The 25,939-nt window shown below is 68.0% G+C and carries 19 protein-coding genes and 3 pseudogenes; 6 read left to right on the top strand and 16 right to left on the bottom strand.

All coding sequences use genetic code 11. From position 1 onward, the window contains the following. Positions 1 to 813 precede the first annotated feature (813 nt). Positions 814 to 1,050, bottom strand: coding sequence for a hypothetical protein (locus O7601_RS06110; protein WP_281565255.1), 237 nt, complete (start codon positions 1,048 to 1,050; stop codon positions 814 to 816). A 793-nt stretch (positions 1,051 to 1,843) separates the two neighbouring features. Next, a pseudogene (locus O7601_RS06105) lies at positions 1,844 to 2,665 on the bottom strand (IS5 family transposase); the annotation flags it as partial. Between the two features lie 216 nt (positions 2,666 to 2,881). Here O7601_RS06105 and O7601_RS06100 point away from each other — a divergent pair. Next, the gene (locus tag O7601_RS06100; RefSeq protein ID WP_281565254.1) at positions 2,882 to 3,619 is read left to right on the top strand and encodes a hypothetical protein; all 738 of its coding nucleotides are present in this window, start codon (positions 2,882 to 2,884) and stop codon (positions 3,617 to 3,619) included. Between the two features lie 142 nt (positions 3,620 to 3,761). On the opposite strand, the gene O7601_RS06095 is transcribed toward O7601_RS06100, so the two are convergent. From O7601_RS06095 to O7601_RS06085, 3 genes are all read right to left on the bottom strand, one after another. Beyond that, positions 3,762 to 4,763 (bottom strand): serine/threonine protein phosphatase, encoded by a 1,002-nt coding sequence (locus tag O7601_RS06095; protein ID WP_281565253.1) that lies wholly within the window; start codon positions 4,761 to 4,763, stop codon positions 3,762 to 3,764. Further along, positions 4,760 to 4,921, bottom strand: coding sequence for a hypothetical protein (locus O7601_RS06090; protein ID WP_281565252.1), 162 nt, complete (start codon positions 4,919 to 4,921; stop codon positions 4,760 to 4,762). The genes O7601_RS06095 and O7601_RS06090 overlap by 4 nt, the downstream gene beginning before the upstream one ends. Before the next feature lie 534 nt (positions 4,922 to 5,455). After that, entirely contained in the window at positions 5,456 to 5,881 is a 426-nt protein-coding gene (locus tag O7601_RS06085) for a hypothetical protein (RefSeq protein WP_281565251.1), read from the bottom strand. A 149-nt stretch (positions 5,882 to 6,030) separates the two neighbouring features. On the opposite strand from O7601_RS06085, the gene O7601_RS06080 reads away from it, so the two are divergent. The 3 genes from O7601_RS06080 to O7601_RS06070 are packed head-to-tail and all read left to right on the top strand — an operon-like array spanning position 6,031 to position 8,333. Next, positions 6,031 to 6,660, top strand: a complete 630-nt coding sequence (locus O7601_RS06080; protein ID WP_281565250.1) for a DUF998 domain-containing protein — start codon at positions 6,031 to 6,033, stop codon at positions 6,658 to 6,660. 42 nt (positions 6,661 to 6,702) lie between these two features. Then, a complete protein-coding gene (locus O7601_RS06075) occupies positions 6,703 to 7,074 on the top strand; it encodes a YciI family protein (RefSeq protein WP_281565249.1) in 372 nt (123 codons plus the stop codon). Further along, positions 7,071 to 8,333: a sigma-70 family RNA polymerase sigma factor gene (locus O7601_RS06070; RefSeq protein WP_281565248.1), complete on the top strand. Its 1,263-nt coding sequence runs from the start codon at positions 7,071 to 7,073 to the stop codon at positions 8,331 to 8,333. The genes O7601_RS06075 and O7601_RS06070 overlap by 4 nt, the downstream gene beginning before the upstream one ends. Before the next feature lie 177 nt (positions 8,334 to 8,510). On the opposite strand, the gene O7601_RS06065 is transcribed toward O7601_RS06070, so the two are convergent. The 7 genes and pseudogenes from O7601_RS06065 to O7601_RS06035 all read right to left on the bottom strand — a co-directional run bounded on the left by O7601_RS06065 (position 8,511) and on the right by O7601_RS06035 (position 15,055). Further along, positions 8,511 to 9,182: a transposase gene (locus tag O7601_RS06065; protein ID WP_281565247.1), complete on the bottom strand. Its 672-nt coding sequence runs from the start codon at positions 9,180 to 9,182 to the stop codon at positions 8,511 to 8,513. 456 nt (positions 9,183 to 9,638) lie between these two features. Then, positions 9,639 to 9,812 (bottom strand): annotated as a pseudogene (locus tag O7601_RS06060) (cation transporter); the annotation flags it as partial. Between the two features lie 71 nt (positions 9,813 to 9,883). Next, positions 9,884 to 10,156, bottom strand: a complete 273-nt coding sequence (locus O7601_RS06055) for a GlsB/YeaQ/YmgE family stress response membrane protein (RefSeq protein ID WP_164449697.1) — start codon at positions 10,154 to 10,156, stop codon at positions 9,884 to 9,886. 174 nt (positions 10,157 to 10,330) lie between these two features. After that, positions 10,331 to 10,552, bottom strand: a complete 222-nt coding sequence (locus O7601_RS06050) for a hypothetical protein (protein WP_120732857.1) — start codon at positions 10,550 to 10,552, stop codon at positions 10,331 to 10,333. A gap of 106 nt (positions 10,553 to 10,658) precedes the next feature. Continuing rightward, the gene (locus O7601_RS06045) at positions 10,659 to 11,717 is read right to left on the bottom strand and encodes a sporulation protein (RefSeq protein WP_281565246.1); all 1,059 of its coding nucleotides are present in this window, start codon (positions 11,715 to 11,717) and stop codon (positions 10,659 to 10,661) included. A 248-nt stretch (positions 11,718 to 11,965) separates the two neighbouring features. Beyond that, positions 11,966 to 13,281: pseudogene (locus O7601_RS06040) on the bottom strand (hemolysin family protein). A gap of 1,336 nt (positions 13,282 to 14,617) precedes the next feature. Next, a complete protein-coding gene (locus O7601_RS06035) occupies positions 14,618 to 15,055 on the bottom strand; it encodes a hypothetical protein (RefSeq protein ID WP_281565245.1) in 438 nt (145 codons plus the stop codon). A gap of 222 nt (positions 15,056 to 15,277) precedes the next feature. Here O7601_RS06035 and O7601_RS06030 point away from each other — a divergent pair, with 222 nt between their 5' ends. After that, positions 15,278 to 16,258 (top strand): phosphotransferase, encoded by a 981-nt coding sequence (locus O7601_RS06030; RefSeq protein ID WP_281565244.1) that lies wholly within the window; start codon positions 15,278 to 15,280, stop codon positions 16,256 to 16,258. A gap of 77 nt (positions 16,259 to 16,335) precedes the next feature. Here the strand turns inward: O7601_RS06030 and O7601_RS06025 are convergent. Then, a protein-coding gene (locus O7601_RS06025) for an IS3 family transposase (RefSeq protein ID WP_281562163.1) occupies positions 16,336 to 17,546 on the bottom strand; the annotation gives its coding sequence in 2 pieces (ribosomal slippage) (positions 16,336 to 17,246 and positions 17,246 to 17,546; 1,212 coding nt in all). A 475-nt stretch (positions 17,547 to 18,021) separates the two neighbouring features. Beyond that, positions 18,022 to 18,963 carry a toll/interleukin-1 receptor domain-containing protein gene (locus tag O7601_RS06020; protein WP_281565243.1) on the bottom strand — a complete coding sequence of 314 codons (942 nt, stop codon included), beginning with the start codon at positions 18,961 to 18,963 and terminating at the stop codon, positions 18,022 to 18,024. 737 nt (positions 18,964 to 19,700) lie between these two features. Here O7601_RS06020 and O7601_RS06015 point away from each other — a divergent pair. After that, on the top strand, positions 19,701 to 20,210 hold the full coding sequence (locus O7601_RS06015; protein ID WP_281565242.1) for an O-acetyl-ADP-ribose deacetylase: 510 nt from the start codon (positions 19,701 to 19,703) through the stop codon (positions 20,208 to 20,210). 157 nt (positions 20,211 to 20,367) lie between these two features. Here O7601_RS06015 and O7601_RS06010 read toward each other — a convergent pair whose 3' ends face one another. After that, positions 20,368 to 23,640, bottom strand: coding sequence for a hypothetical protein (locus O7601_RS06010; protein WP_281566810.1), 3,273 nt, complete (start codon positions 23,638 to 23,640; stop codon positions 20,368 to 20,370). A gap of 797 nt (positions 23,641 to 24,437) precedes the next feature. Next, a complete protein-coding gene (locus tag O7601_RS06005) occupies positions 24,438 to 25,895 on the bottom strand; it encodes an MFS transporter (protein WP_281565241.1) in 1,458 nt (485 codons plus the stop codon). Positions 25,896 to 25,939: the final 44 nt, after the last annotated feature.

Raw genomic sequence — 25,939 nt, 5'->3', positions numbered from 1 at the left:
CCGGTCGCACATGCAGAGCACACCGAAAAGGCTGACCCCGTGAACGAACTGCCGTATGAGTACGGTGCTTTCATGATCGAGGTCATGAGGCAACTCTACGGCGAAAGTCCATCGCTTATCATCGAGCCGAGCGGGAAGCCTGAGCGCCCTCAGTCGCCCCGTAGCACTGAGCGCGCAATAGTGGGAAGAATGGCTATACATGCCAGTCCGGCGTCACATTGACCTTCGGCGAAGGTGCGGTTATCGATTTTGAGTACGAACGCATCGGCACCGGACGAAGTCCGAAGATGATGGCTGAGGCTAAGATCAGCCCCGATCTAATCATCCATGAGCGGGGGAACCCTCGCGGCAACTTCCTCGCCATTGGAGTGAAGCGAGCCGGGCACCGAAAGCGTCGCGCGTGGCCCAGCGGCCCAGCGCTGGAGGACTTCCGGAAGCTACACTTCTTCACTCATCACCTCGAGGACGCAGCACCGCCTGGGATGGTCTCCTATAGGTGGGCGCTGTACTTGGAGATTGATTCCCACGGCGTCGACTCATGGTGGATCCCTCAGGGCAAAGCTGAGGTTGGATGCGACTTGGCGGCGTTCAACTGCGCATATGTGGGCGCCCCCAAGGCTCCCTACGTCGCCCTCTGGGAGCGATGGAACCTGCCCAATTCGGTATAATTCTTGATCTGCGGATCATTTACGTCTGGCTGCCATCGATGGCGTGGCTGTTCTGCCGCGAACCGCGCGTCGCGCAGCGTCGCGATCGCTTAAGTCAGGTGCCGTCCGGTCGCGCCGGTAACGGGCCGAAGGATCACCGGTTGCGCTACGGATTGGCGGTCTGCCGGATGAACGACAAGACCCTCGGCAGGACGTAACAGAACTCGCCGCCACCCCACGAGTCCACGAGGCCACCGGCTCGTTCCATCGCATCCCAAAAAGGCTCGGTCGAGCGGATGATGTCCTCCGCAGTAGCCGCATCGATGTCGATGGCAGCGCAGACAGCCGCCGTCAGCTCCGCGCGAGATTCGGCGGGCATGTCCTGCAACGGATCATGAGGCATCCGCAGAAGCTACCTCAGGCGGACGTCCACGCTCATGCCGCGGATCGAGCGCGGCGGTGGCGACAGCGGATGTCCGGGTTCGGGGTTCGAGGCTGCTGCTCCTGATTCTCAGTGTTAACGAGTCCGCCACGGTAAGTAGGCGGCAGTCGTCCCCGCGAGGCTGCCGACGGACAGGGCGAAGGCCAGCGGGAAGAACAAGTCCCACGGCGCCCGCAGTCCGCCTCCGGCAACGATGCCAACTACCAGGCAGGCCGTAGTCGTGACCAGAAAAAGGAGCGCCACTCGTAGCCGGTATCCCCGGCGGACTTGAGGTATCCCAGTAGCGGCCAGGGCGGCTACGCCCGCATGCTCTGCCCACCCGAAGCCGACAGCCGTCAGGCAGATCACCAGGCCGACGGTGGTGCCCACCAGCGAGTTGCCCACGGTGCCACGCAGCGCCCCGGGAAGCGGCGGATCCGGGATACCTGAATCCCCAGTGAAGATGAGGCGCCCACCTCGGCCATATGTCCAGCCCGGCACTGCCGAACCCACAGGTTGCGACTCACGGTGCTTGGCGGCATCTGCTTCCATCCGCACAGTGTCAGTCGACGATCAGCGTGGTGTCGACCATGCCGACGAAATGGGCCTCCCTCGTAGTCGACGAGTCGTCCGCACATGCTGCGAGCCGCGCGCTACGCAGCGTCCCGCTGAGAGGCTGTCGGGTAACTGAATGACTACGTCGTGATATTCGTTCGGCATTGATGCGTCGGGCGGCTTCGCGGTGGGTTGCGTTGCTCCACCTGATCTCTTGACCGGCCAGACGTATTGTCATGAGTCGAATCATCGCAACCTTGATCATGGCCTCCGAGTTGGCGGTCAGTCGTTCGTAGTCGCGGGCCAGGCGCCGGTTGCGGACCAGCCATCCGAGCGTCCTCTCCACCACCCATCGGCGCGGTAGGACCTTGAAGCCTTTGATGTCGTCGGTGCGTCTGACGATCTCCAGCAGGACGCCGAGTTGGGTCTTCGCCCAGCTCAAGAGGCTGGAGTCGATGCTGTTGGCGTAGCCGCCGTCGGCCCACACGAGGGCGATGGTGGAGAACGCCTCGGCCAGCCGCGCGAGGATCCGCCGGCCACCGGGACGGTCGTTGACGGAAGCGGAGGTGACCACCACGACCAGAATCAGCCCCATCGTGTCGACGACCAGGTGCCGCTTGCGACCGGTGGTCTTCTTACCCATGTCGAAACCACGAGACTCGCCGCCTTCACTCGACTTGATCGACTGGGCGTCCAGCACGGCGGCGGTCGGCTCCGGCTCCCGACCGGCTGCGACTCGTACCCGACGGCGAAGCTCATCGTGAACCCGGTCCCACGTCCCGTTCTTCCGCCACGTCGTAAACCAGCGATGCGCCGCATCCGCAGGCGCCAGATCACGCGGCATCATCCGCCACGGGCAACCCGACCGCAGCACGTAGAAGATCGAGTCCAGGACCAGTCGATCGTCGTAGACCCGAGGCCGGCCGCCTTTACGCAGATCACGCGCCGGCATCAGCGGCGCGAGGACCGCCCACATCGCATCGGTCAGACTCGACGGATAGCATGAGCGGGCGTCATCCCCGCCGCGATCTTTGTTGCACACACATCAAGATCATGGCGGGGATGATCTATTTGTCGAGCACCTCACATCGACGCGCCTCGCCATAACCCACCGGACCGTACCAGTTACCCGACAGCCTCTGAGCCGGCCCGGGTTCCGTCCGGACGTAGCCGAGATGATGATGCTTCCTTCGGTGCCGGGATGAACCGCGGCAATGCTGGATCTTGGTAACGTCGGCGCCCCTGGGAGGAGGTGGGCGTGACCGACGTTGCTGTTGGGGGATCCTGTCGTAGCCATGCGGCGATGGTCGCGGCTGCCGCTGTCGCGCTGGGCCTGCTCGCGTTCGCGGCCGACTCCGTTGCGGGCGGTGTGGGGCAGGTCTTGATCGCGCTGACCAGCAGCGGTTTCGCTTGGGGCTTGGCGGCGTTCCTGGCCGGCCGTTCTGCTGCCACGGCGAAACGAGCGGTTGGCGGTGCAACCGCGCTATTGGTGCTGGCCACGCTGCTCTATTACCTGCTTGTGCTGGTGGTCAGTCGTCGGTGGAGTGGGGGCACCCTGGAGGACGGCACGTCGGCCGACCTGCTGGGGCTGCGTTCGGTTGCCATGATGACGGTGCTGTGGCTGACCGGGTCCCTCGTCGGGGGACCGGTGCTCGGGCTGCTCGGCCATATCGTGCGAGTCGGCAACGTGTCGACCTCGGCGCTTGCTGCGGGGGCGGTATGCGGCCTTCTCTCTGGCGAGGGCTGGCAGGCCGTGATGCTGGCACCGCCCTGGCAGCTGTTGACAGTGTCCGACCCGTACCAAGCAGAATTCTTCCGCGGCGTTGTGGTCGGGGAACTCGTCAAGATCGTGCTTCCGATCGTCGTCCTGGCCTGGCTGGGCACGGCGCACCGCCTCTGGCGCGTGTGGCCGACGCTGCTTACCGCAGCCATCTCAAGCGGCGCCCTGAGTGCGGCGCTGTGGTACGTGCTCTACGCCGCAGCACACAGCATCTGAACGCGCCGGCCAGATCGCAGGCGCAGGGCGGTCAGGTGCGTCAGGCATCCTGATCTGCCGCAGGTGACGCGTTGTGTAGCGTGACCGTCGGTGTCCCGAGGGGCGTCCCGGATGTGCCGATGCGAGTGCGTAGTTGCCGTACTCAACCGGCCTGACCCGTGGTGATCTCGTTGCCGGGATACTGGGCGTTAAGGTCGCCGTTGAACAAGCGCGTGCAGAAGTCGTTCATCCGGGCGGCGGCGGGGGCATGTCTGGCGATGATCTCCCCAACGGGCGGCGGCAGGTCTGGTGGGATCTCACCGGCCGCGCACCGGCGTACGAACTGGTTGCGGGCGACGGGACGGCTGCCGGCCGGTACGGGCTTACCGCATACGGCGGTGACCAGCCAGTTCACCAGTCGCATGGAAGCGTAGTCGGCATCGTGATCGGCGTTGCGGGTAGCGAAGTCGTGCTCGGCGTCGGACAGGTCGAAGTGCGGTGAGGTGGCGAGGCCGAAGTCGACGAGGTAGAGCCGGGCGTCGTCGGCCCGGATGTTGCCGAAGTGCCCGTCCAGGTGCAGCAGCTTGCGGTTACGCAGGAACGCCACCATCTCGAATAGCTGCCGCTCGACCGTTGCGGCTCTGCCGACCGCGTCGCTCAGCCAGCGAGGCAGTCCGTCGGGGAGATGTTCGAGGAACAGCACCAGGCTCGCGGTGGCGTCCGCCAGCGCTTCGAGCCGGGCACGTACGGCCTGGTTGTCACCGAACTGTGCGACGACGGCGTCGATGTCGAGGTGCTCGGCCGCGGCCGGCGGGCGACCGGGCAGCACCCGCCAGTGGTGCAGCAACGGGAACGATTCCGTCTCGCCGGCGAGGACGCCCTCGGTGACGATCTGGTTTGCGGCCAGCTCGCGCCACGCGCCGAAGCCCGGTCCGGCCAGGCGGTACATGCCGTACTGCCATCGGGCGGGCAGGTCGAAAAGGTTCGCCGTGCTGTGCGGATGAGCCAGTTCCCGGTCGGTGATGGGGACCCGCTTGACGAACACGGGCACGCCATCGACGTCGGCGATCGAAGAGCCACCGCCCACACCTACGCCTGTGGGTGACGCGGCCTGCAACAATGCCGCCAGTTCACCATCCGTGCAGGTTTCCAACAGCGCCGTCACGCGGTCATGACGGGAACGCCGCGGGCACAGCACAGCTGCATCATGCCATCGAGCGACACGTCCAAACGCGTAATGCCGAGCGGTCTCCCTCCGACCAGCTCAGCGATGCGCCTGAACGCGATACCGGAAAGGCTTCGGACGATGCTGGTAAGCAGCACGACGACTCACTGTCACGCCGCCGACCGGGCGTCACAGAACGTGACCAAGGACGGCAGCATCCAGCGCGATCGTGCCGATGAGCGGGCACTCCGACTAGCGTGCACGCATGGCCGAGTCTTTGGACCTCTCGAGTCCGGCTTCGCGTCGGGAGGCGCTCCGGATGGCACCAGCCGGCCGGGAACCAGCCGAACCCTCGGCCTGCGGGCACCGCAACGGCACGCACTACGTGATTCCGATTCCCGCCTCCCCTGATATCCATCGGCTCGCGGAGTGACACCCCAGCCGTCCTGATCTGCCGCACCGGGCGTGTGGATGTGAGACAGAGCCGTTAGATCCACACGCCCCATCCGGTCACCGAGCTGCATGTGACGCTGCGTTGCGAGCGACTCGCGGCAGACATCCGGACGTCCGGGCCAGGTGCACCAGTGTTCGGGCCGTGAGGTCCGCAATGGTAGGACGACACGGCCGGAGCGCAGTGTCTCATCGATGAGACACTGCGCTCCGGCCGTTCGGGTCGATGTGGCTTTCCGTGCTCAGAGCCGAATCATGGTGGAGGCGTAGCCGCCTCCGCCGGGGTAGGTCCATTCGCCGGTGACCGTGGTGTCGTCGGTGCTGAATGTGCCCTCGTAGTAGGCGGGGCTGCCTTTCGCACCGGCCCAGATGGTCAGCTTGTCGCCGACGAGTTCGTAGACGTAGTCGAAGGTGTTGCCGGCCGTGTCGTAGAACCGCGACACCACGTCCGCGCCGACCGGTTCGCCGAACGGGTGCAGATTGCCGATGACCTCCAGACCGGTGACGGGTTGGCCGAACTGGCTCAGTTCGACGTGCTGGAGCAGGAAGAATCGGCCGGCCATCCACTCGTACCGCACGGTCCCCTCGGCGCCGCCGGTCACCGACCATGTGCCGACCAGACGGTCCAGAGCGGTCAGTTCGGCGCTCGGCTGGGTGTTCTCAGACATCGTGTCCTCCTCGGTAGGTGTTCGTCGGCACCTCGGAGGCGACGTCCGGGCCTTGACTTCGACGTTGCGTGATCCAGCTCACGCTGTAGAACGTCAAAGTTCGCGATGCGACCACGAGGTAGCGGCAAGTACCCACCAAGGAGGAAGTCATGGCCACCGTTCCCGCTGCCCGCCGCTCGTCCGACCGCCTGCTCCTCGCCGGCAGCCTCGCCGGACCGGTCTTCTTCGCCGCGGCCGTGACGCAGATGCTCACGCGGGAGGGCTACGACATCACGCGGCACCCGATCAGCCAGTTGGCCACCGGAAGTCTCGGCTGGATCCAGATCACCACGTTCGTGCTCGCCGGCCTCGGCGGGATCGCCCTCGCCGTCGGCGTCCGGCGTACGCTCACCGAGGGCACCGGCCGGCGTGTGCTGCCGATCTTCATCGGGATCTTCGGTGCCGGGCTCGTCGCGGCCGGGGTGTTCACGATGGATCCGGAGTACGGCTTCCCGGTAGGGACCCCTGACGGGCCCGTCGACGAGATGTCCTGGCACAGCATCGCGCACTCGGCGGCGGCGGCCATCGCCTTCACCGCGCTGGCCGTCGCCGCCATCGTGCTGACCATCCGGTACGTCCGCCGTCGGGCCGCCCTGCCGGCGGCGCTGAGCGGCCTCGCCGCGCTCATCCTGCTGACGCCGATGTCGCCGAGCCACGTGAGCATCCAGATCGCCGTGAACGGCCTGGTCGCCTTCACCTGGACGACGGTCGTCGCCCTCTCCCTGCGCCGTTCGAGCTGATCGGCGTAGCGTGACCCAAGCCCCGCGAACACAAGGATGATCATGAAGTATCTGCTGCTCAGCTACACGCCGGCCGCCGCCTGGGACGCCGCGACCGCCGACACCCCGTCCGAGGAGGCGCTGGCCGCGTTCGCCGCGTACCAGCGGTTCGAACAGGAGCTGATCGAGACCGGCGAGTTCGTCAGCAGCGAGGGACTCGGTCACCCGGCGGTCAGCACCACGGTCCGCAAGACCCCGACCGGCGTGGTGGCCACCGACGGCCCATTCGTCGAGCTCAAGGAGGTCCTGGCCAGCTTTGCGGTGATCGACGTGGACAACCAGGAGCGCGCCGTCGAGATCGTCTCGCGGATGGTCGAGGTTCTGGGCGAGCCGATGGAGATCCGGCCGATAATGGGCGCGGACTTCGCGGCATGACCCCGAACGGCAGTACCGGCGTGACGCCGGACGTCGAGCACCTGCTGCGCACCGAGGCGCCGCAGGTTCTCGGCGCGCTGGTGCGGCGCTTCGGCCGCTTCGATATCGCCGAGGACGCAGTACAGGAGGCACTGCTCGTCGCGAGCCGGGTGTGGCCGACGGACGGTGTGCCGGAGAACCCGCGCAGCTGGCTGATCCGGATCGGGTATCGGCGGATGGTCGACCTGCTCCGTACCGACCAGGCCCGACGCCGCCGTGAGCGGCGCGCCGGGATGAGCGAGCTGGCGATGCGGGACCCGACCCGCCAGGCGGGCCCTGCGCTGGAGACCGACGACAGTCTCACGCTTCTGCTGCTTTGCTGTCACCCCGCGCTGAGCCCCACCTCCCAGGTGGCGCTCACGCTGCGCGCGGTCGGCGGCCTGACAACGGCGGAGATCGCACACGCGCACGGGACGACCGAGAACACCATGGGTGCCCGGATCAGCCGCGCCAAGCAGCAACTGGCCCGCGCCGGCGCCCGGTTCACCCCGCCGACCGACGCCGACCGCGACAGCCGGATGAACGCTGTCATGCAGGTGCTCTACCTGATCTTCAACGAGGGCTACACCGCCTCCACCGGAGACGCACTCACCCGCGTGGACCTGACCCGCGAGGCGATCCGGCTGACCCGCGTGCTCCGCGCCTCCCTGCCGGACGACCCCGAGGTGACCGGGCTGCTCGCCCTGATGCTGCTCACCGAGTCGCGGCGCGCTGCCCGTACCGACGGCGACGAACTGGTGCCGCTGGACGAGCAGGACCGGACACGGTGGGATCCCGAGCTGATCCGCGAGGGCACGGAGCTTATCGACAGCGTCTGGCGGCGGCGCCAGGTCGGCGCGTACCAGCTGCAGGCGGCGATCGCGGCCGTGCATGCTGCGGCTGCGGCGCCGGACCGGACGGACTGGCCCCAGATCGCGGCGCTGTACCTGGGACTGGAACGGCTCAGTCCGACCGCGCCGGTACGGCTGAGCCGGGTGGTCGCAGTCGCGCACGCGTACGGGCCAGCCCGGGCGCTGGCCCTGCTCGACGACCTCAACCGGGGCTACCACCTGGACGAGGAACCGCTGACCCGGCAACGTGAACGCGCGATCCGCGCACATCTGCTTGAGATGACCGGTAACACGGCCGGCGCGGCGGCCTTGTACCGCGAAGCAGCCGCCCTAACCCACAATCAGGTCGAGCAGCGATACCTCCAACGCCGAGCCCACCGCCTCGGCTGACCGATCGTCGGCCGGCGCCCGCACATCGGCTACTTGTTTCATTGACCTGCGACCGCGGCCCGGCCAGGCTTCGGTCGAGGTGCCCGGCTTGTCGCTCTCATTTCGGCTGCCCACGCTGGTCGTGTGGCTCTCATTTGGCCTGCGTAGCCCGGTCGTCGCTCCAGGGCGGGGAGAGGCTCAAGAGCGCCTCTGTGTGTCAACCCCTGCCCGCGGTGAGGGCGAGTTGATCTTTGATGATGTGTCGGTAGAGGACGTTGGTGAGGCGTCGTTTGAGCGCGCGCGTCGGGCTTCGGCTGGCGTTTTCCCTTCGGCGAGTTTGCGCTGGTAGTAAGCGCGGCCGGGGCCTTCGTTGCGGGCTTGGACGAGCGCAATGGTGTGCAGAGCGGTGTTGAGTTGCCGGTTGCCTGTGGGGTTGAGCCGGTGGCGGCGGCGTTCGCCGCTGGAGGCCTCGAGTGGTGAGGTGCCGGCGTAGCTGGCGAAGTGATCGGCCGTCGGGAAACGGGTGACGTCACCGACGTGACCGAGGATCTTGGCGGCGATGATGTGCCCGACGCCGCGGATTTCGGTGATGGTGGAGTGCGTCTCGCTCAGGACCTGCCGGATCTGGGCCTGGTTGGCGTGCAGGCGTCGGTCCAGGTGGCGTAGGTCCGCAATCAGGTCACGGGCCAGGTCGCGGCGGCAGCTGTTGGTGGCGGTGAGCGGCCGGGTGTTGCGCAGCAGCCCGGCGGCCTTGTCTGCGGTAAGGTCCAGCGTCGCGCCACCGGGGATCAGATTACGTAGCAGCACGTGAAGCCGGTTGAGCAGGCGGACGCGTTCGCGAGCCAGGTCGTCGCGCCGTTCGGAGAGCAACCGCAGCCGGTGTGATGTTCCTCGGCCACGACGTGGCGCAACCGCTGGTGCCGCATGGCAGCGTGAGCGACGCTGGTGGCGTCTGCGGCGTCGGTTCAGCGGGTGCCGCCAGTGTCCAGCAGCCGAGCTCGAAGCGGCCAGGGTGGCTGGGACGTCGACGACGTGTTCGCCGGCGGCGGCCAGCAGTTGCGCGATACCCCGCCCCAGCCCGGCGGCGCCTTCGACATCGAAGCGGCGTTGCGGCCAGCCGGCGGCCCAGGGCGGTCAGCGTCTTGTATGCGGCGGCGTTGACGGTGATCCGCCTGGTCGCCAGCAGGTGACCGGTCTCGTCGAGGGCGACAGCGGTCAAGGAGGACTTGTGCGGGTCGATACCGATCGTGATCACGGAGAGCCGGGTTCCTTCCGCCAGCGAACGAGGATCACCGTGGCGGGCAGCCTGACTTGGGGAAATCGGTGAGCACGTCGAGCCCGTTTGCCGCCGACGAGCAGCAGCGCCTGGTTGGTGGAGTCCGCGACGGAGTGCACGCCCGCGGCGAGCATCGACGCCGATCCGGTGATGCCCGCGGCGACGAACTTGCTGACCGCGATACCCAGGTTCGCCACCAGCGCCGTCGCGGGCCGCTGCCGCAGGTGCTTCCCGTGCCGGCAGCACGCCGCCGGCCCGCCCCGAAGGGCTGGGCCGGCGGGATGGACGGTGGCGGTCAGTGAACGCGGCGGCGGCCGTAGGCGCCGGCGGCGATGGCGACGCCGATCGCGGCGAAGACGACCTGGATGGCCAGTTCGATCCAGTCGATGCCGGCGGTGTCATCGACGCCGAGGGCGCCGGCGACGAGGGTGCCGAGGATCGCGGCGACCACGCCGATGAGCAGGGTCAGCCAGATCGGGATGTTCTGCTTGCCCGGCACCACCAGGCGGCCGAGCGCGCCGATGACCAGACCGATGATGATCGCGGTGAAGAAGCCGGTAACTTCCACGAGAGCCGTCCCTCCAACAGGGGGTTTGTCTTCGGCTCCGATCATTGCCCCTGCCCCGCAACCGCCGAAACCAGCCCCGCGAGCCATCACGGACGGCAGCAGGGACGGAAGGCAGAACAAGCCGATGCCCGGCGGCCTGGAAGGTATCCGGTCCACCGGGCATCCGCGCGGGTGCTACTTGCCGCCGGTGAGGGCGACCAGGGCGTTGGCGGTGCGGAAGTACGGGTTTCGGCCGAGATCGCCGACGGTGGTGATGTTGAAGGCGTCCTTGAGTAGCTTGGCGTCGCCGTCGCTGACCCCGGCGAGGGCGGACACCGGAGCGTCGACGATCTCGGTGAGGGTCTTGTCCTGGTATGCCTTGTCGACCAGCTTGGTGAGGTCGGCGGTGACGGGCATGCACACTCCTTCGACGTGTCGGTCGGACATTCCGACCTGTTGCGGACGAACCTGGCGAATTAGATCATGGATCGGGTGCGTGCTTCCACTGTGGATCGGAGGCGATTCACTCCTCGTCGCCGCCGCCCTCGTCCTCGCCGAAGGAGTCGAAGACCTCGTCGGCGACCATGCCGCCGGCGAAGCCGAGCGCGGCGCCACCGACCACGCCGGCGGCGACGGCACCCATGCCGGGGCCACCGTGCCGCTCGTGGTGGTGCTCGTCCTTGTGGTGCCCTCCGGGGTTGCCGTACCCGGCGTGCCCGTAGCCGGGCGGCGGAGGCGGTGGCGGGTAGCCGGGTGTGCCGTAGCCCTGGGCGGGCGGGGCGTATCCGTGGCCGGCGTGGGTGCTCTGGTAGCTTTCGAGGGCCTGGCGGACCCAGCCGTCGACCTGCGCGGCCCAGTCGACGCGGTCGGCGTCGGCGTGTGCGGCGTGGTAGCGGCCGTAGGAGTCGTGGCCGCCGGTGAACAGGCCGCCGCGCTTGTCGAATTCGAGGACGACGTCGACGCCGTGCTCGTTGGCGACGAAGGTCAGCTCGACCTCGTTGACGGCGTGGGCGTACTGCGGGGCGGCGTAGTACTCGATCTCCTGGTAGAACGGCAGGCTTTGGTGCAGCCCGGCGATGTGCCCGTGTTCCAGGTCGGCGCCCTTGAACTGGAAGCCGAGCCGGCCGAAGGCCTCCAGGATGCGTTCCTGCACCGGCAGCGGATGCACGTACACCGGGTCGAGGTCGCCCTTGTCGACCGCGCCGCGGATGGCCACCTCGGTGCGCAGGCCCATGGTTATGCCGTGCAGGTGCTGCCCGTACAGGTCGGTCACCGGGGCCTCCCACGGCATCGCCACCTGCAACGGCAGCGACAACTGCTGGCCCTCGCGCAGGTGCAGGCCGCCGGCGACCTGTACGCGGTGGAACTCGACGAGGGCGTCGTACCCCTCCTCCGCGCCGTCGACCTCGACCCGGGTGACCAGGCCGACGGTGATGTGGTCGATCTCCACGTCGTGGCTGCCGCCGGTCAAGTTCACCTGCCCACCCAGCATCAACCCCGGGCGGGTGCTCGGATTAGATAGGACGGTATCGACGCTGGGGCCGCCCACTCCGAACGCGCCCAGCATCTTCTTGAACACCACGAGCCTCTCCCTCGACAACCACCGGACGCGCGACACCCGGATCCGGTGAAACTTCCACGAGGATCCTTGTGTCACAACGAGATCAACTCAGTCCATAATGGATGCAGTCGCGCCGGGACACTACCAACGCCACCTGAGAAGTAGCTGAGTGCATCCGGAGCATTACTCTCGGGTAGAGTCGGGTGTGGCCCCTGTGGAGTGCGGCCCTCACCCCACAGCACGCGATTGCTGGTTGTCGGCCAGGCTTGTCAAGAGGTTGTCTCGTCCTCGCCGGCCTCGTGCCCGTCGCCACGCACCGGGATGGTGTGCAGGCGCACCCGGGTGATGGCCCGCCCGGTCAACTCCGCCACCTGAGCGGACAGACCCGGCAACTCGATCACCTCACCGGAAGCCTTCGGAATGTGGCCGAGGTGGGCCAGGAGCAGACCCGCCACGGTCGTGTAGTCCCCGGCTTCGAGGATGTCCTCGTCAAGGTCGATGCCGACGTCGGTCAGATCGTGCAGCGGGAAGCCACCCGGCATCAGCAGCGCCCCGTCGGCCTCCCGGACGACTGCCTGCACGTCCCGGTCGGTCTCGTCGTAGATCTCCCCGACACTCTCCTCGACCAGGTCCTCCATCGTGACGATCCCGTCGATGGAGCCCCGCTCGTCCACCACCAGGGCGAACTGCTGCCTCTGGGCGCGCAGCTCCCGGATCGCCACGGTCACCTTCAACGTCTCCGGCAGGTACACCGGCGGGCTGGCGTGCTCGGCGACCGGGCCCTCCTGGTCGAGCAGGTCCCGCAGGTGCACCACACCGATGGTGTCGTCCAGGCCGCCGCGACCCACGACCGGGGCACGGGTCTGCCCCGACCTGCCCAACTCACGCAACGCCTGCGGCGCGGTCAACGCCTCGGACAGGGTGACCACCTCGCGGCGCGGAACGAGGATCTCCCGCAGGATCCGCTCGGCCACCTCGAACGCGCCCGAAATGATCATCCGGTGTTCGGGGGTGAGGTTGCGCTGCGCGGCGACCATGTCCCGCAACTCCTCGGTGGTGACTTCCTCCCGCCGGGCCCGGGGGTCACCGCCGGTCAGCCGCACCACCGTGTCGCTGGCCCTGCTCAGCAGCCACACCGCCGGACGGGAGAACGCCGACAACGCGTCCAACGGCCGGGCCACCAGCAGCGCCCAACCCTCGGCGCGTTGCATCGCGATCCGCTTCGGCGCCAGCTCACCCAGCACCAGGGTGACGAAGGTCAGGATGATGGTGACGACGACGATGGACACCGGCTCCGCCGCGCCACCGAGGAAGCCCAAGGGGCCCACGAGCGGCTCGGCCAGAGACACCGCCGCCGCGGCCGACGCCAGGAACCCGGCCAGGGTGATACCGATCTGGATCGTGGCCAGGAACCGGTTCGGGTCCCGCGCCAGCTTCGCCAGCACCCGCCGGCCCGGGAGGTCCGCTCCAGTCGCTGCAGCTGGCTCTCCCGTAGCGACACCAACGCCATCTCGCTGCCCGCGAACACCGCGTTCACCAACACCAACACGAACACCAGCGTGACCTGCACGCCATAGCCGCCCACGGCCTGTTCGACGCCTCCTCGCCCGGACCCTCCGGAGCATCATCCGTATCGGTGGCAAGCACACGGAAGCTGATACACCACAACCCAGCACAACGGGCCGCTGGTGGTGCCTGCTCGCCTTCGGGTGGAGCGGGACCACTCACCGCGTGGTGTTCCCCGGGTACGGCGTGGCGGTGGGCACACAGCAACGTTTCAGGATGCCTGCCCCCACCCATGAGCGACTCGTTGCTGCCCAGGGGGCTGGGTTGACTGAGCCATTAAGGCGGAGGCGGTACTTGTCGCGGTAGGCATCGTCGACCGGGCTGATGAAGATCCCGACCAGGCGCGGTTACCAACCGCGATGGTGCTCCGTTGGTGCTCGGATGTCCGGCGCTCAACCAGCACCATCGGATCAGGACCAGCAAAACGCGTCACTCACGCCCGATCACTTTCCGTGCGGATCCAGCGCCCCAATCGCTGTATCGCCCTGACCAGCAGATACTCAGCCGCTCGTTCCGACACACATCAGCACTCAACGACACGCGCGAAGCTGTAGTTACGCAGCGTAGAGAGCATCTGACGGGTTCGGACTACGGATCAGAAGGTTAGGGGTTCGAGTCCCTTCGGGCGCGCCACACGATCAAGGCCGTGACCAGCAAAAACGTTGGTTGCGGCCTTGACTCTTTCCCGCTATGTGGCGCGATCTTCCAGCATGTGGGAGCTTGGTGCTCCGTTGGTGCTCCAAAGTTCGCGTGCCGTCTGAGTGGCGGTTCGTGCTCGTGCGTGCTGACCAGTGCGTTCGCGTGTCGCCTGGTCTGGATCATGGTGGAGGTGTGCGTCGGCAGGTCGTCGGGCTCCGTCCACTGTGGCCATTGCTGTGGATCTTCTTGGCGGTTGTCGCTGCGGGTGTGGTCGGTGGACGTTGACCTGGGCTCACGGCTTGGCGGGTCGGGGGCTGCACCATGGGGTGGGGTAATGGCCAGTGGTGGCGGTGGTGTGGTCTGGGCATCTGATTTCCGCCCGGTTGTCCTGTCCCCCGGCACCGGGTAGTGGAGGGCACTTGACGCGGTGCGGTTGAAGACCGTGCGGGTCGGGGTTGGGCCGGCACGAGCCGGGCTCCCGGCTCGTACCGGGGGTGTCCATCGGGTCTGGACCAGGTCGGTGCCGGCCACGCGATGAACCGCAGCCGCCGGTGACCGGCGCGGGAGGGTGTTGGTCGAGCGGCTTCGCCCACGAACCGTTCACGTGCGGTGCCTGCACGACGCGGTTCGGGACTGCCATCACCGGCGCACGCTCATGCTGAGTTGAGGACGTTCATCCTTGCGAGCCGACGGCGTGATGATGTGGCCTCCCCTGCTCAGCGAACTGTCGCCCGCAGCGCTTCCTCGTACTGAAGGCGATCGAAGGTGACGGGAAGCAGTTCCTGGTAGCCCCAATCACGATGCCCGGTGCGATAGCCAGACCAGTTGACCGTGTCCTCAGCAACCGTGACCATCGCGGTAAAGGGCCAGCAGCCCCAGTCACCGCAGGTACACCCCAGTAACACGGTGTCGCCGTCACCGAACCAGCTCAGCACCGGATCACCGAGATAGTGCCGACTCGGCCAGCGCACGCTGTCGCCCAGCAGCCCCGCATAGCTGCCCGCGAGGTTGGGTTTCCCTTCTCGCCGCGCAAAGGGCAGCTCAGCCGTGCGAACCATGTCAGATAGGGATATGTCGTTAAGGTACGGAACGAGTGTCGGGAACATCCCGACGCCGAGCTCCTGCTCGATGGTACGGAATTCGATACGTTCCACGAGCCCAAGGCTAGGATCCTGCGCCCTGACGTGGTCAGGCGCCCCCGTGTCATTGCTGCCCCGGGTCGTCGCTAGTACGGCGGGCAGGGCACGGTTCCGCAGCGGATCGCACGCCATAGCCGCGATTCGGGCGGATCCTCATCTGCGGCCAGGAGCTCTTCAGACCTCTTCAGACGGTATCGGCTGAGCGCGGCCAGCTGGTCCTGTGATGGGATGCGCCCCATGGTCGACTCGAGGGTGCCGGTGTTGGAGATGCTGTGGGAGGCGCACGATCCGCACCACACGCTGAAGGCGAGGTTCGGCTTCAGCGATGCGCGGGCGGCCGGTCACTGGGTTGCTGATGTGCTGGACGAGTACTGGGGCGTACGCGTCAAATCCTGCGAGCGGATCGTGATGAGCGCCGGCAACGCGCTGGCGTGGATCGGCACGCCGTCCGGTCGGCTGCTCGCGAAGTGGTCAGTGCTGCCCGAGCGTTTCTCGCGCCTGGCTGAGGTGGCGCGACTCACGAGATGGCTGGACGGCAGGGACATGCCGGTTTCGGCGCCGATTCCCGCGCGCGACGGCCGCCTTCAGATGGAGGTCGACGGCGTCTCGATGAGGCTGCAACATGTGATCGAGGGCGATCTTCTCGACACCGCCGATCCCGCTCAGGTGCGGGCAGCCGGAGTGATCCTGGCCCGCTTGCAGGATGCGCTCGCGGCATACCCGCACGCCGAACGAATCCACGAGCCCGCCGCCGCATCCCAACCCTTGACCCAGCGCGTCACCGACTGGCTCGACACTCACGCCGAACACCTACCCGCGACCGCGCGCGACACGCTATGCAGACAGATTGCCAGCGCGCCACCCGACCGGCTGCCGCGACAACTCGTCCACTTCGACTTCCGTTCCGCCAACATCCTGTGTGCCCACGGCGAAATCACCGCAGTCCTCGACTTCGAAGAGGCCCGACACGACCACCGGCTCGTCGAACTGGCCCGCGCGACGGTTTTGCTCGGTACCCGCTACCACAACTGGGGGCCGGTACCGGCTGAGGTCCGCACCCAGTTCCTCGCCGGCTACCAGGCCGTGCGACCACTGACACCGGCCGAGGCAGGATGGTTGGACATCCTGCTGCTCTGGCAGGCCCTCACGATGGTGCCACCCGACAAGGACCCGACCGGATGGGGACCCTCCGCCCTAAGCCATTTGCCACGACCTTGATGACGACCCGAGACACCTTCACCACAAGGCACGTACGAGCCGCCTCCGGGGCTTACCCCCGGATCTTGGACACGGGGTTATGCGGCGGGGGCCAGCATAGCGGGCGTCGTTCGGATGCGGTTCTCGTAGGTGATCGGGGATTGTTGTCCGAGCCCCGAGTGGCGGCGGACGGTGTTGTAGCGGTGCAGCCATCGGAACGAGGCCAGGCGTGCTTCGCGTTCGTCGGTGAACGCTCGGCGGCCTTGCAGGGTCTCGCGTTTGAAGGTCGCGTTGAAGGCTTCGGCGAGGGCGTTGTCGGCGGAGCTGCCGATCTTGCTCATCGACTGCCGAACGCCGGCGGTGGTGCAGGCGGCAGCGAAGGCATTGGACGTGTATTGAGCTCCGTGGTCGGTGTGCATGATCGCCCCGTGGAGGCTGCCGCGGGTCCGTTGCGTGGCGTGCAGGGCGTCGATGACCAGATCAGTGCGCATGTGATCGGCGATCGCCCAGCCCGCCAAGCGTCGTGAGTGCAGGTCGATAACCGTTGCCAGATAAAGGAATCCGCGTTCACCGACCGGTAGGTAGGTGATGTCGCCGACGTAGCGCTGGTTCACCGCCTCGGCGGTGAAGTCCCGGCCGATCAGGTCCGGTGCCTTCTGCGCGGCGGGGTCGGCGATGGTGGTCTGCACCCGCCGGCGCAGCCGCAGGCCCTGGATCCGGTAGCGGCGCATCACCCGGGCCACTTTCTTGTGGTTGACCCGCTCGCCCCGGTCGTGGAGCTCGGCGGTGACCCGTGGCGCGCCGTAGGTGCCGTCATGACGGGCGTGCACAAGGCGGATCCGGGCGGCCAGAGCCGCGTCCGCAGCGTCACGAGCAGTTCGCGACCCGGCGGTGGCCTTCCAGTAGTAGAAGCTGGACCGGGCGATGTTCAGGATCTGACACAACCGCTTCACGCCGTAGCGTGCCTGGTGGTCGGCGACGAACTGGAAGCGGTTCACCAGCGCGTCTCCCCGGCGAAATACCGGGCCGCCTTCCGCAGAATGTCCCGCTCCTCCTCCAACTCGCGGACCCGGCGCCGCAACTCGGCGTTCTCTTGCTCGACCGAGGCGGCCTCGCCGCCGGCCACGGCCGGCCGTGGCGTACGCGCACCGCCGCCACGACGCTCGTCGTCGAGCCGCACCCAGCTGCGCAGGGTCTCCCGGTTCACACCCAGGTCATCAGCGATCGAGGCGATAGTCGCGCCCGGCCTGGACCGATACAACGCGACCGCCTCGGCCTTGAACTCGGGCGGATAGTGCTTATTCACCATGATCTTTCAGGACTCCTGACTCCCAGGACCATCACGATCCCAGGTTCAAGTGTCCAAGATCAGGGGGCAAGGCCCTCCTACCAGCTCACCGCAAATCTGACCGAGCCGGGTCGCGCACTGCCAACCACGGGCTCACGTTTGCCCAGTTCAAGGGCTGTCGGTGGACCATTCTTGGCAGAATCCGAGCCACACTCCCGCAGCTCAAGGGCCGATCGTAACGGTTACAGCGATACGTCGCGCACGGTCTGATGCGCCCAATCGTCGCGCCTGGGGCCAGCCACCTCGATCCACCATCACGAGGTGGCTGTCCTGCATACGAGGTCGCAGTGCGCGCAGGCACCCGCCCTCGGGAAGAACACAAAGCCGCGCGCTCATGCCGAGAGTAGTGAACTCGTCGTGATTGCAGGCGCTTCGTCAGCTTGATTGACCCCTTGGGTAAGGCCAAATCCCTGCGGCAGATTTTAGGCACCGCGCTTCATTCGCTGAGCTCGTCCTCGATCGCATTGGAGAGGTTGACAAAGATCTTTTCCCACTGCGACCGGCGAAGGGCTGACAACGGGTGGGACGGCGGGTTAAGACTTTGGAACGCCGACAGTGTCGGCGTTCGCTCGAACCGACTCGGTCGCAGGATAAGCGGCATGATCTTCGTTCCCTCGTGCTCGGCGGCCTGGAACAGGCTAGGCAATTCCTCGTTGACGATGAAGTCCGATGCGAGGAAGTCCGAGCTGATCAGCGGTATGGCCATGCCGGCCACGTCCAGCGCTTCGTTAATTTCAGCGCGCCAGTTCTGGCCAGGCTTGATGTCCTTGTCCGACCAAAGCTGGATGATTCCGTCGCGCTGAATCGGCTTCAGGAAGACCAGTAGGCGTTCAAGCCAATCGGCATCTTTGTGGCTGTAGCTGATAAACACTTTCTTCTTGTCTCGTCGCCTGGCGGGACGGGACATGGCATCCGGGTCGAGCCGCCGATCGCCGGTCTTGGTGCCGGGGAAGGTCGGCGCAGTCGATGGTCTTGCTCGCGGAGGCGCCAGACTTGACAGTAGAGCAGTTCGAGCCTCCTCCTCGGAGAGACCATATATCCGGATCTGGCTGATCGGACGCAGTAGGGCCGGCACGTCGGTGGGTGCAACCAGGACCGGGATAACGCGCTTCTCCGGACCTCCGACGAGGAAGCTGAACCACTCTTCGTTCGTGTGTCGCCGCGGCCCAAGCGATTCGGGCGAGATGACGGCGATCACGCTGTTTGAGCGGTCGACGGCAGCGGCGATAGCTTGCATCCAGTTCCCACCCGGCCTGATCTCCCAGGCGTCCAGCCAAACCGTCCAGCCGGCCTCCTGTAAATGTGCCGCGATCCACTCAGCCCACGCTCGATCTGGCGCCGCGTAGCTGATGAAGAAGTCGAACCGATCCGAGTCCATCCTTGGAGATTAGTGAGTGGCAGGGGAGATCACCCGGTCGGCAATCTGACCCCGTGTGGATCGATCCTTGTCTCGGGTCGTGCCGCATCGGCATCCTCATTTGGCCGCTGAGGACGCGTGCTTGGCCTTGTCTCTACCCGCACCGTGCTCTCCCTTCGACACCCGCTGTAGTCACTCTTGGGGGCGTGGCGGCTTTGGCTGCAGCGACACCGGATCTGCCGGGAGGTAAGCGGCAAGCTCAGAGGTCGCTCATCAACCCGGTGAAGGCCCCTGGTGCGACAGTTTGTCCAGGTCACGCTTGCAGAACCGGTGGTGTTCCCATTCCTCGTTGAGCACAGTGCCGAGGCATTGCCGCACTGTCCGCCCCTTGGCGTACGGGGGCCATCTGTCGTCGTCCGGGACCGGCGCGGTCTTCGCGAGCTGAGCAGGCGTGACCTGAGCCAGCCATGGACGCCGGACCGATGCCATTCACAGGGGGAATGGCTCCGGCGAGCGCGTCCGCCTTGTCAGAATCTGGTAGCCGCTTGGGGCCCGTGCCGCGTGCCGCTGTCCGCCCGCTGACGTAGCAACGTCACGCCTTACCTGCCAGCCCCGCACGTCACCTCCCGGGCGGGTGTACGAGTATTGGATCTCCGCCGGCCGTGCGGCGGGATCTGTCGCCCTGGCCCGGTGGAGTGGCTGCCCGGTTTGGCGACGGTGGGCCGGCACGCCCTCGTCGGGTGTGCCAGGATCCTGCTGTGGTCCTGATCGAGATTGTGATGGGTGACATCACGCGAGAGGACGTGGACGCCATCGTCACGGCCGCGAACGAGTCACTGCTCGGTGGCGGCGGTGTGGACGGCGCGGTTCACCGCGCTGCTGGGCCTCGGTTGGCGCAGGCCGGGGGTGCGATCGGTCCCTGCGAGCCGGGCGACGCGATGGCTACCCCGGCGTTTGACCTCGACCCGCCGGTGCGGCACATCATCCATGCTGTCGGCCCGGTCTGGGAAGGCGGCGACCACGGTGAGGCCGACGTGCTGGCCTCCTGCTATCGCCGGAGCCTGCAGGTCGCCGACGAACTCGGCGCCCGCAGCGTCGCTTTCCCGGCAATCGCCACGGGCGTGTACGGCTTCCCCGCCGACCAGGCCGCCCGGATCGCCGTAGCAACGATCAGATCCACGCCGACAAACGTCCGACGGGCAAGACTCGTCGCATTCGACGACGACACCCGCAAGCACTTACAAGCCGCAGTGACAGCCACCGGCTGACCCATCCGGATTTGCCGCGAGCCGCGTGGTAGCAGCGGCCGGTGGCACGGCAGGACCTATGCGGTGTAACCAACATGGCATAACGGCGGTCAAGGACGCCTTGTTGGCGCGTTGTCAGCCCTAACAGCGGTCCCAGTGCTGCTGCTTGGTCGGGCGGTTAGCTCATGTCGATTGCGTATGCCTGTTCGCGTACGTCGGCGTGGGGGTGTCGGCGCAGCCGGATCAGCAGGTCCCGCCATGGGGTTTTCCACCCGTAGCCGGCTCCGTGGCGGATCAGGGCAACCGCGAACAGGCCGTTGGTGAGGTCGCCGCGTCCCGTCAGCCGCGTGATGGTGTCGGTGAGGGCCGCGGGGTCGGGCGACTCCCGGAGGTTTTGTAGGCGGGTGCCGACGCGTTCGGCGGTGCGAGCGGCCAGGACGGGCCGGCCTGCGCACACTGCGGCGATCTCGTCGAGGTTGTCGAGTCGGCCGAGGTCGACCAGCAGGCCGGTGGCGGTGCTGGCGAAGGCGGGCCGGCCGGCGAGCCACCGCGCCGCTTCGATCAGGGCGGTCCGGTTGGCGTTGGTGGGATGGTGAGCGGATCGGATGACCGCGCCGTGTGCGAGGAGTGCGATGCGGCGTCGGGCCGGGCGATCCGTGGCCGGGTCGCCCGGATGGTCGTCCTGGGCGTCGCGGTCCACCAGCCGGGCCAGCGCGGTTGCGAGGATGTCGTCGCCACCGGCCTTGAGCAGGTGGGCGACCTCGGTGGACACCATCGTTTCGTCGAGGTCGGTGAGTCGGTCGGTGACCAGGTCGGTGATGCCGGCCAGCCACGGTGACCAGTCCCCGAGTTGGTGGAACGCGGTGCGTCGAACTTCCCGGTCGGTGGCCTGGCAGGCTTTGACGATGAGCGCTCCGTAGGCCGGGCGGTGTCGGTGCGGGATCGTGTCCGGGGATGCGTCCAGGACGGCGCGCCGTTCCTCCCGGCTACCGTCGACCGCGGCCCGCAGGATGGTCCAACTCGCCTCGGCCTGTACTCGCTGCCGGGCGGCGGCGACGATCGCCGCGCGTAGGTCGCGGTGCGCGTCCGGGTGGTGATACGTGTCGAGCAGGGTCGCCATGACCCGCGGCGGTCCGTAGCGTGCCAGGAGCCGGGCGGCCTCTTTCCGGCTCGTGATCTTCGCTGCGCCGGTCAGCACCTCGGTGAAGACAGGGACCAGCCGGGACGGCGCGACGTGCCGGGCGGCCCGGCCGGCCGCGTACAACGCGACCCGCGCCCGGTCGCTGTCGGCGTAGCGGAGCAGCACCGGCAGTGCCTCGTCGGGCCGGTCGGTCCAGACCAGCGCGCCCAGAGCCGCCTCGGCGATCGCCACGTCGGGGACGTCGAGGTGGCGCAGCACCAACTCGCGGCCCGCGCCGGGCACGTGGGCGGCGGCTCGGATCGCCGCCGCGCGCTGCCACACTCCTTGCTCGGTGTCGGCGAGGATCAGCTCCAACTGCTCCACGAAACGGGTCTGTTGGCGGGGCAGCCAACGCTCGGCGTGCGGCACCCAGGCGGGCACCCACCGTATTCCCGGTTCCACGAACCGGCCGCGTGGGCGGCGTTTGAATATCTGGTCGAGCAGGTCGGTGCGGGAGGCGCAGATGATCACCCACACCTCGTGGAGCGTCACCGCCGTCGGATCGGTGGCGAGTACCTCGGCGACGCGGTCCGAGCGGGTACGCGGGTCATCGAGCCACAACCGGATCGCGGTGCGGGCCACCGACGCCAGCGTGTGCGGGCCGATCGCTCGACGCAGTAGGTCCTGCAGCTGTGGCAGCCGCCAGGCCCGCTTGCCGAGCGCGTGGGTGAGCGCGAAGAGCGGCCCGTACCGGCCGCGGGCGATGCCCGCCTCGATCCAGCCGCGTAGCCGCTCGAAGACCAGTGTCTCCTGCCCGCGGCGTAGGACGGTGTCGAAGCGGCGCAGTACCGGCACGGCGGCGCCGGTGCTGACCAGGTCGATCGTCAGTAGCGCCCACTCGCGTAGCTGCGGCACGGCGACGTGGTGCCGCAGGACGTCGGCGGCGAGCGAACTCAGCGCTGTCGTGGTCGCGGCGGAGGCGTCGCGGGCGTCGACCGCGTCGGTGGTCAGCTGCGTGAGCCTGGCTGCCGTGTCCGCGGTGAGCAGCGGTGCCACCTTCGCGAGCGCGGTGAGCGCGGCGGCGCGTACCGGCTCCTGCTCGTTACGCAGCCGGCCGAGCCGCACGATCATCTCCGCCACCGCCCGCGGGTCGCGGGAGCGGCGGGCGGCCTGCACCAGCAGCGCGTATCCGTGTGCCCGCTCGTCGGCGTCACCGGAGCGCAGCGCGACGTCCAGCGCCGCTGACGCGTCCGCCCAGGCCAGGTACGCGCTCCAAAGGCGCACCTCCGCCTCACGCTCCTGAATCTTCGCCAGGCCCAGCACCCGCCTCGCCTCGCGGATCCGAACCGCGGCCGGTAGCACCTCCATGATCTCGGCAGCCGGAACCAGCATCGCCGTGTCGACCTCGGACAGTGCCCGGTCGTACAGGTCCGCGCGCCGGGCCGGGGCGACGGCGTCGAGCAGCGCCGCCAGCGCCCGGCTGCGTTCCCGAAACCGACTGGCCAGCGGCACCAGCTCGTCGGCGGGCAGGACCGCCAACCGGCGCAGCAGGGCCGGCGGGAGCACGTTCCGGCGCAACCAAGCCGCGCGGCCGGGTGCGGTGAGCAACCCGGCGACACGACCCGGATCGTGTGCCGCGAGTCGTCCGTACAAGCCGAGCGGGCCGGGTAGCGACTCCTCCGGTGCGTACCGTTCGAGCAGATCGAGTGCCCGCGCCGGGTCACACCGCAGCACCGCGACGGCGGCATCACCCCAGATCCTTGCCCGCGGTTCGGGCGGGGCCGCGGCCAGCCGCTCGCGTACCCGCTCCAGGAGCGGACCTTCATGCCACCGGACCAGCCGCTCCAGGCGCAGTGCGTGCTCCAGATCCGGCAGCAACGCCCGTACCGTGTCGTCGCCGCAGGCTGGCAGCAGCGTGGCGGCCTCCTCGTCACCGAACTGGGAGCGAACCTCGCTGATCAGCGCGTCGGCCACAGCCGGCGCATACCGTCGGCGCAGGCTTCGATAGACACGACGCCGCTCCATCGCGGACCGGTCGGTGATATCGCCGACCGGGATGTCGGCGCGCAGCGCCGCGGTGAGCGCCGCACCCCTGATCGACGGCTGCGGGTCGCGGGCCGCCGCGGCGATGCCCTCGGCATCGCGGGTCGCCATCGCCGCGACCAGGGCCAAGTGCCGCTCAAAGGGACCCCGCTCGCGCAGATCCCGACAGACCTGAACACGATCAGGCGCGGTACGTGCCCACTCGACCAGCCGGCTCATCCGCACGGAGTACGGCAGCGGATCGAGCGACGTCAGCAGGCTACGGGTGGCGGTCAGCACGGCGATCATTGTGCCCGCAGGCACACCCCAACGAGATCGATTAAACGTCCAGCGCGACCGCCACTCAATCGGCTACCAACGATGCGTCTCCCAGCATCCGAGACAACGGCAACGAATTTTCTTGACAAGACCTAGAAACGATACATCTATGCCCAAATCGGGCCTACGGATCAGAAGGTTAGGGGTTCGAGTCCCTCCGGGTGCGCCACACGATCAAGGCCGTGACCTGCAGTAACGTTGGTCGCGGCCTTGACTGGTTCCCAGCATGTGCCGTGATCTCCCACGATTTGGGAGTTTGGTGCTCCGATGTCTGAGTGCTGCGCGGGTGGGGGTTGTGCCCTGCTCGTGTAGGTCGGTGTCGTTCCCGGTTCGGCAGTCCGGATCTTGGGTGGAATGCCGGCCCGTGGTCTTCCTACAGTGTCCACTGTGGTCGCTGGTGTGGATCTTCCCTGTCCCGAGGGTGTTTCGGGTAGTGCGCGGACGTGATCTGCGGGTCGGACTCGTGCGGCAGGACAGACGAGATCAGGTTCAGCCGCCGGTCGGGTCGCGCGCTACTCGCCCCGGCACACACTGGCCGGACGTTGGCCGTCCGTTTGGTGTTCGTCGTCGGTCGGACCATCGGCAAGATGCTGCCAGGTTTGCGGGTCGTCCGGGACGACGGCGGGCCGATCCAGTGCCGCTCCGCCGCGGTCTGGCCGGACCTGCCACAGCCGGAGCCGCCGGGGGTGACACGTCGCCGCTGCCGCGCTCCCCGGTGCCGCCTACCGTACGGCCGGCCAGGCCGCCCCGGTGAGGACTGCGCGACGTCAGCGCGGTCCGTCTCGGGAGGGAAGACCCGCCGGCGCGTCCACGACCGGCGCCTCGGCGGCTCGGTGCCGGTTGCCGGGTCCGCCCGGAATCAGCACGCCGACGAGTACGGCGGCGAGGCTCGCGAGGCCGGCGACCAGGAACGCACGGGCGTATCCGGAGGCGGCGGGCAGCCCGCCCGAGACCGCACTAGCGGCCGTGATGGTCGCGGCGACCTGGGCGTCCAGCGAGGAGCCAACAGAGCGGACCAGCGTGTTGACCCCGATGGCCTGGCCGGTTCGGTCGGGCGGGACGGCCTCGATGACGAGGTTGGGCATGGCGACTTGGGCCAGCCCGATCCCCGCGAAGACGATCAGGCTGTAGCCGAGCAGAGCGGCCCGGGAGTCGAAGTCGCGGGCCAGGGCGAACAGTCCGACCGCGGTGACGAGCGCACCGAGGATCAGAGCACCCTTCGCGCCGTACCGTCTGCTCAACGCCCCGGCGAGCGGGCCGGTCAGCAGCATCACCAGGCTTCCCGGCAGCAGCAGCAGGCCCGCTCCGGTAGCGGTCACGCCGAGCCCGTACGCGGTGGTCGGTGAGGCCTGGGCGAGCTGGGGCAGCAGGACGAACGCCCCGAACATCCCGAGGGCGATAAAGACGGTTGCGACGTTGGTCAGCAGGACCGTGAGCCGGGCGAGTGTCGGGATGTGGACCAGGGGATCCGCGGTGCGCCGCTCGATCCGGACCCAGCTGGCGAGGGTGAGCGCGCCCACGGCCAGCAGGCCGACCGTACGGGCGTCGCCCCAGCCCCAGCGGTTCCCCTGACTGATCGCGACGAGCGGCGCCGCCAGGCCGAGGCCGAGCACGGCAGCACCCAGCACGTCAACCCGTCCGCCACCGGCCACGCGCGACCTCGGCAGGAGGAACCGGACGGCGACCGTCGACAGTGTCCCGGCGCCGGCACCGAGCCAGAAGATCCATCGGTACGAGGCGTGGTCGGTGAGCACTCCCCCGATGACCAGACCGAGGCCGGCGCCGAGGCCGGAGAGCGCGGCGAGCAGGCCGATCGATCCCGCGACCCGCCGCGGCGGCAATTCGTCGCGGAGGATGGCGAAGCCGAGCGGGAAGATGCCGCCACCGACACCCTGGATGATCCGTCCCGCCACCACCGATGGCAGGTCGGGGCCGGCCGCGGAGACGACTGCGCCGACGGTGAAGCAGAGCAGGGCGAGGGTCAGCAGCCGGCGCTTGCCGAACATGTCGCCGAGCCGCCCCATCAGCGGGGTGAAGATGGCCGCCGCGATGAGGTGTCCGCTCAGCGTCCAGGTCACGTCCACGGCGGAGGCGCCGAGCGTGCGGGCCATGGCGCCGAGCGACGGGACGACCGCGGTCTGCGCCGCGGCGAAGGCGAGCGTCGCGCTGGCGATCACGGCGATGGTACGCCCCGCCCCCGGGCCAGGCGCGATGTGCGTTGTCATCGAGAGGGGATCCCTTCCGCCGACCGGCCACGCCCCGCGAACCG

This window comes from Verrucosispora sp. WMMD573 (genome assembly GCF_027497175.1).
Lineage (GTDB): Bacteria > Actinomycetota > Actinomycetes > Mycobacteriales > Micromonosporaceae > Micromonospora.
The sequence above is the reverse complement of the archived record's forward strand: the minus strand, read 5'-3'. Positions and strand labels throughout refer to the sequence as shown.

Excerpts from the sequence above, each read along its gene's own strand:
- O7601_RS06110 (WP_281565255.1), bottom strand. The coding sequence starts at position 1,050 with ATGCCTCATGATCCGTTGCAGGACATGCCCGCCGAATCTCGCGCGGAG.
- O7601_RS06085 (WP_281565251.1), bottom strand. The coding sequence starts at position 5,881 with ATGTCTGAGAACACCCAGCCGAGCGCCGAACTGACCGCTCTGGACCGT.
- O7601_RS06080 (WP_281565250.1), top strand. The coding sequence starts at position 6,031 with ATGGCCACCGTTCCCGCTGCCCGCCGCTCGTCCGACCGCCTGCTCCTC.
- O7601_RS06075 (WP_281565249.1), top strand. The coding sequence starts at position 6,703 with ATGAAGTATCTGCTGCTCAGCTACACGCCGGCCGCCGCCTGGGACGCC.
- O7601_RS06070 (WP_281565248.1), top strand. The coding sequence starts at position 7,071 with ATGACCCCGAACGGCAGTACCGGCGTGACGCCGGACGTCGAGCACCTG.
- O7601_RS06050 (WP_120732857.1), bottom strand. The coding sequence starts at position 10,552 with ATGCCCGTCACCGCCGACCTCACCAAGCTGGTCGACAAGGCATACCAG.
- O7601_RS06030 (WP_281565244.1), top strand. The coding sequence starts at position 15,278 with ATGGTCGACTCGAGGGTGCCGGTGTTGGAGATGCTGTGGGAGGCGCAC.
- O7601_RS06020 (WP_281565243.1), bottom strand. The coding sequence starts at position 18,963 with ATGGACTCGGATCGGTTCGACTTCTTCATCAGCTACGCGGCGCCAGAT.
- O7601_RS06010 (WP_281566810.1), bottom strand. The coding sequence starts at position 23,640 with ATGATCGCCGTGCTGACCGCCACCCGTAGCCTGCTGACGTCGCTCGAT.
- O7601_RS06005 (WP_281565241.1), bottom strand. The coding sequence starts at position 25,895 with ATGACAACGCACATCGCGCCTGGCCCGGGGGCGGGGCGTACCATCGCC.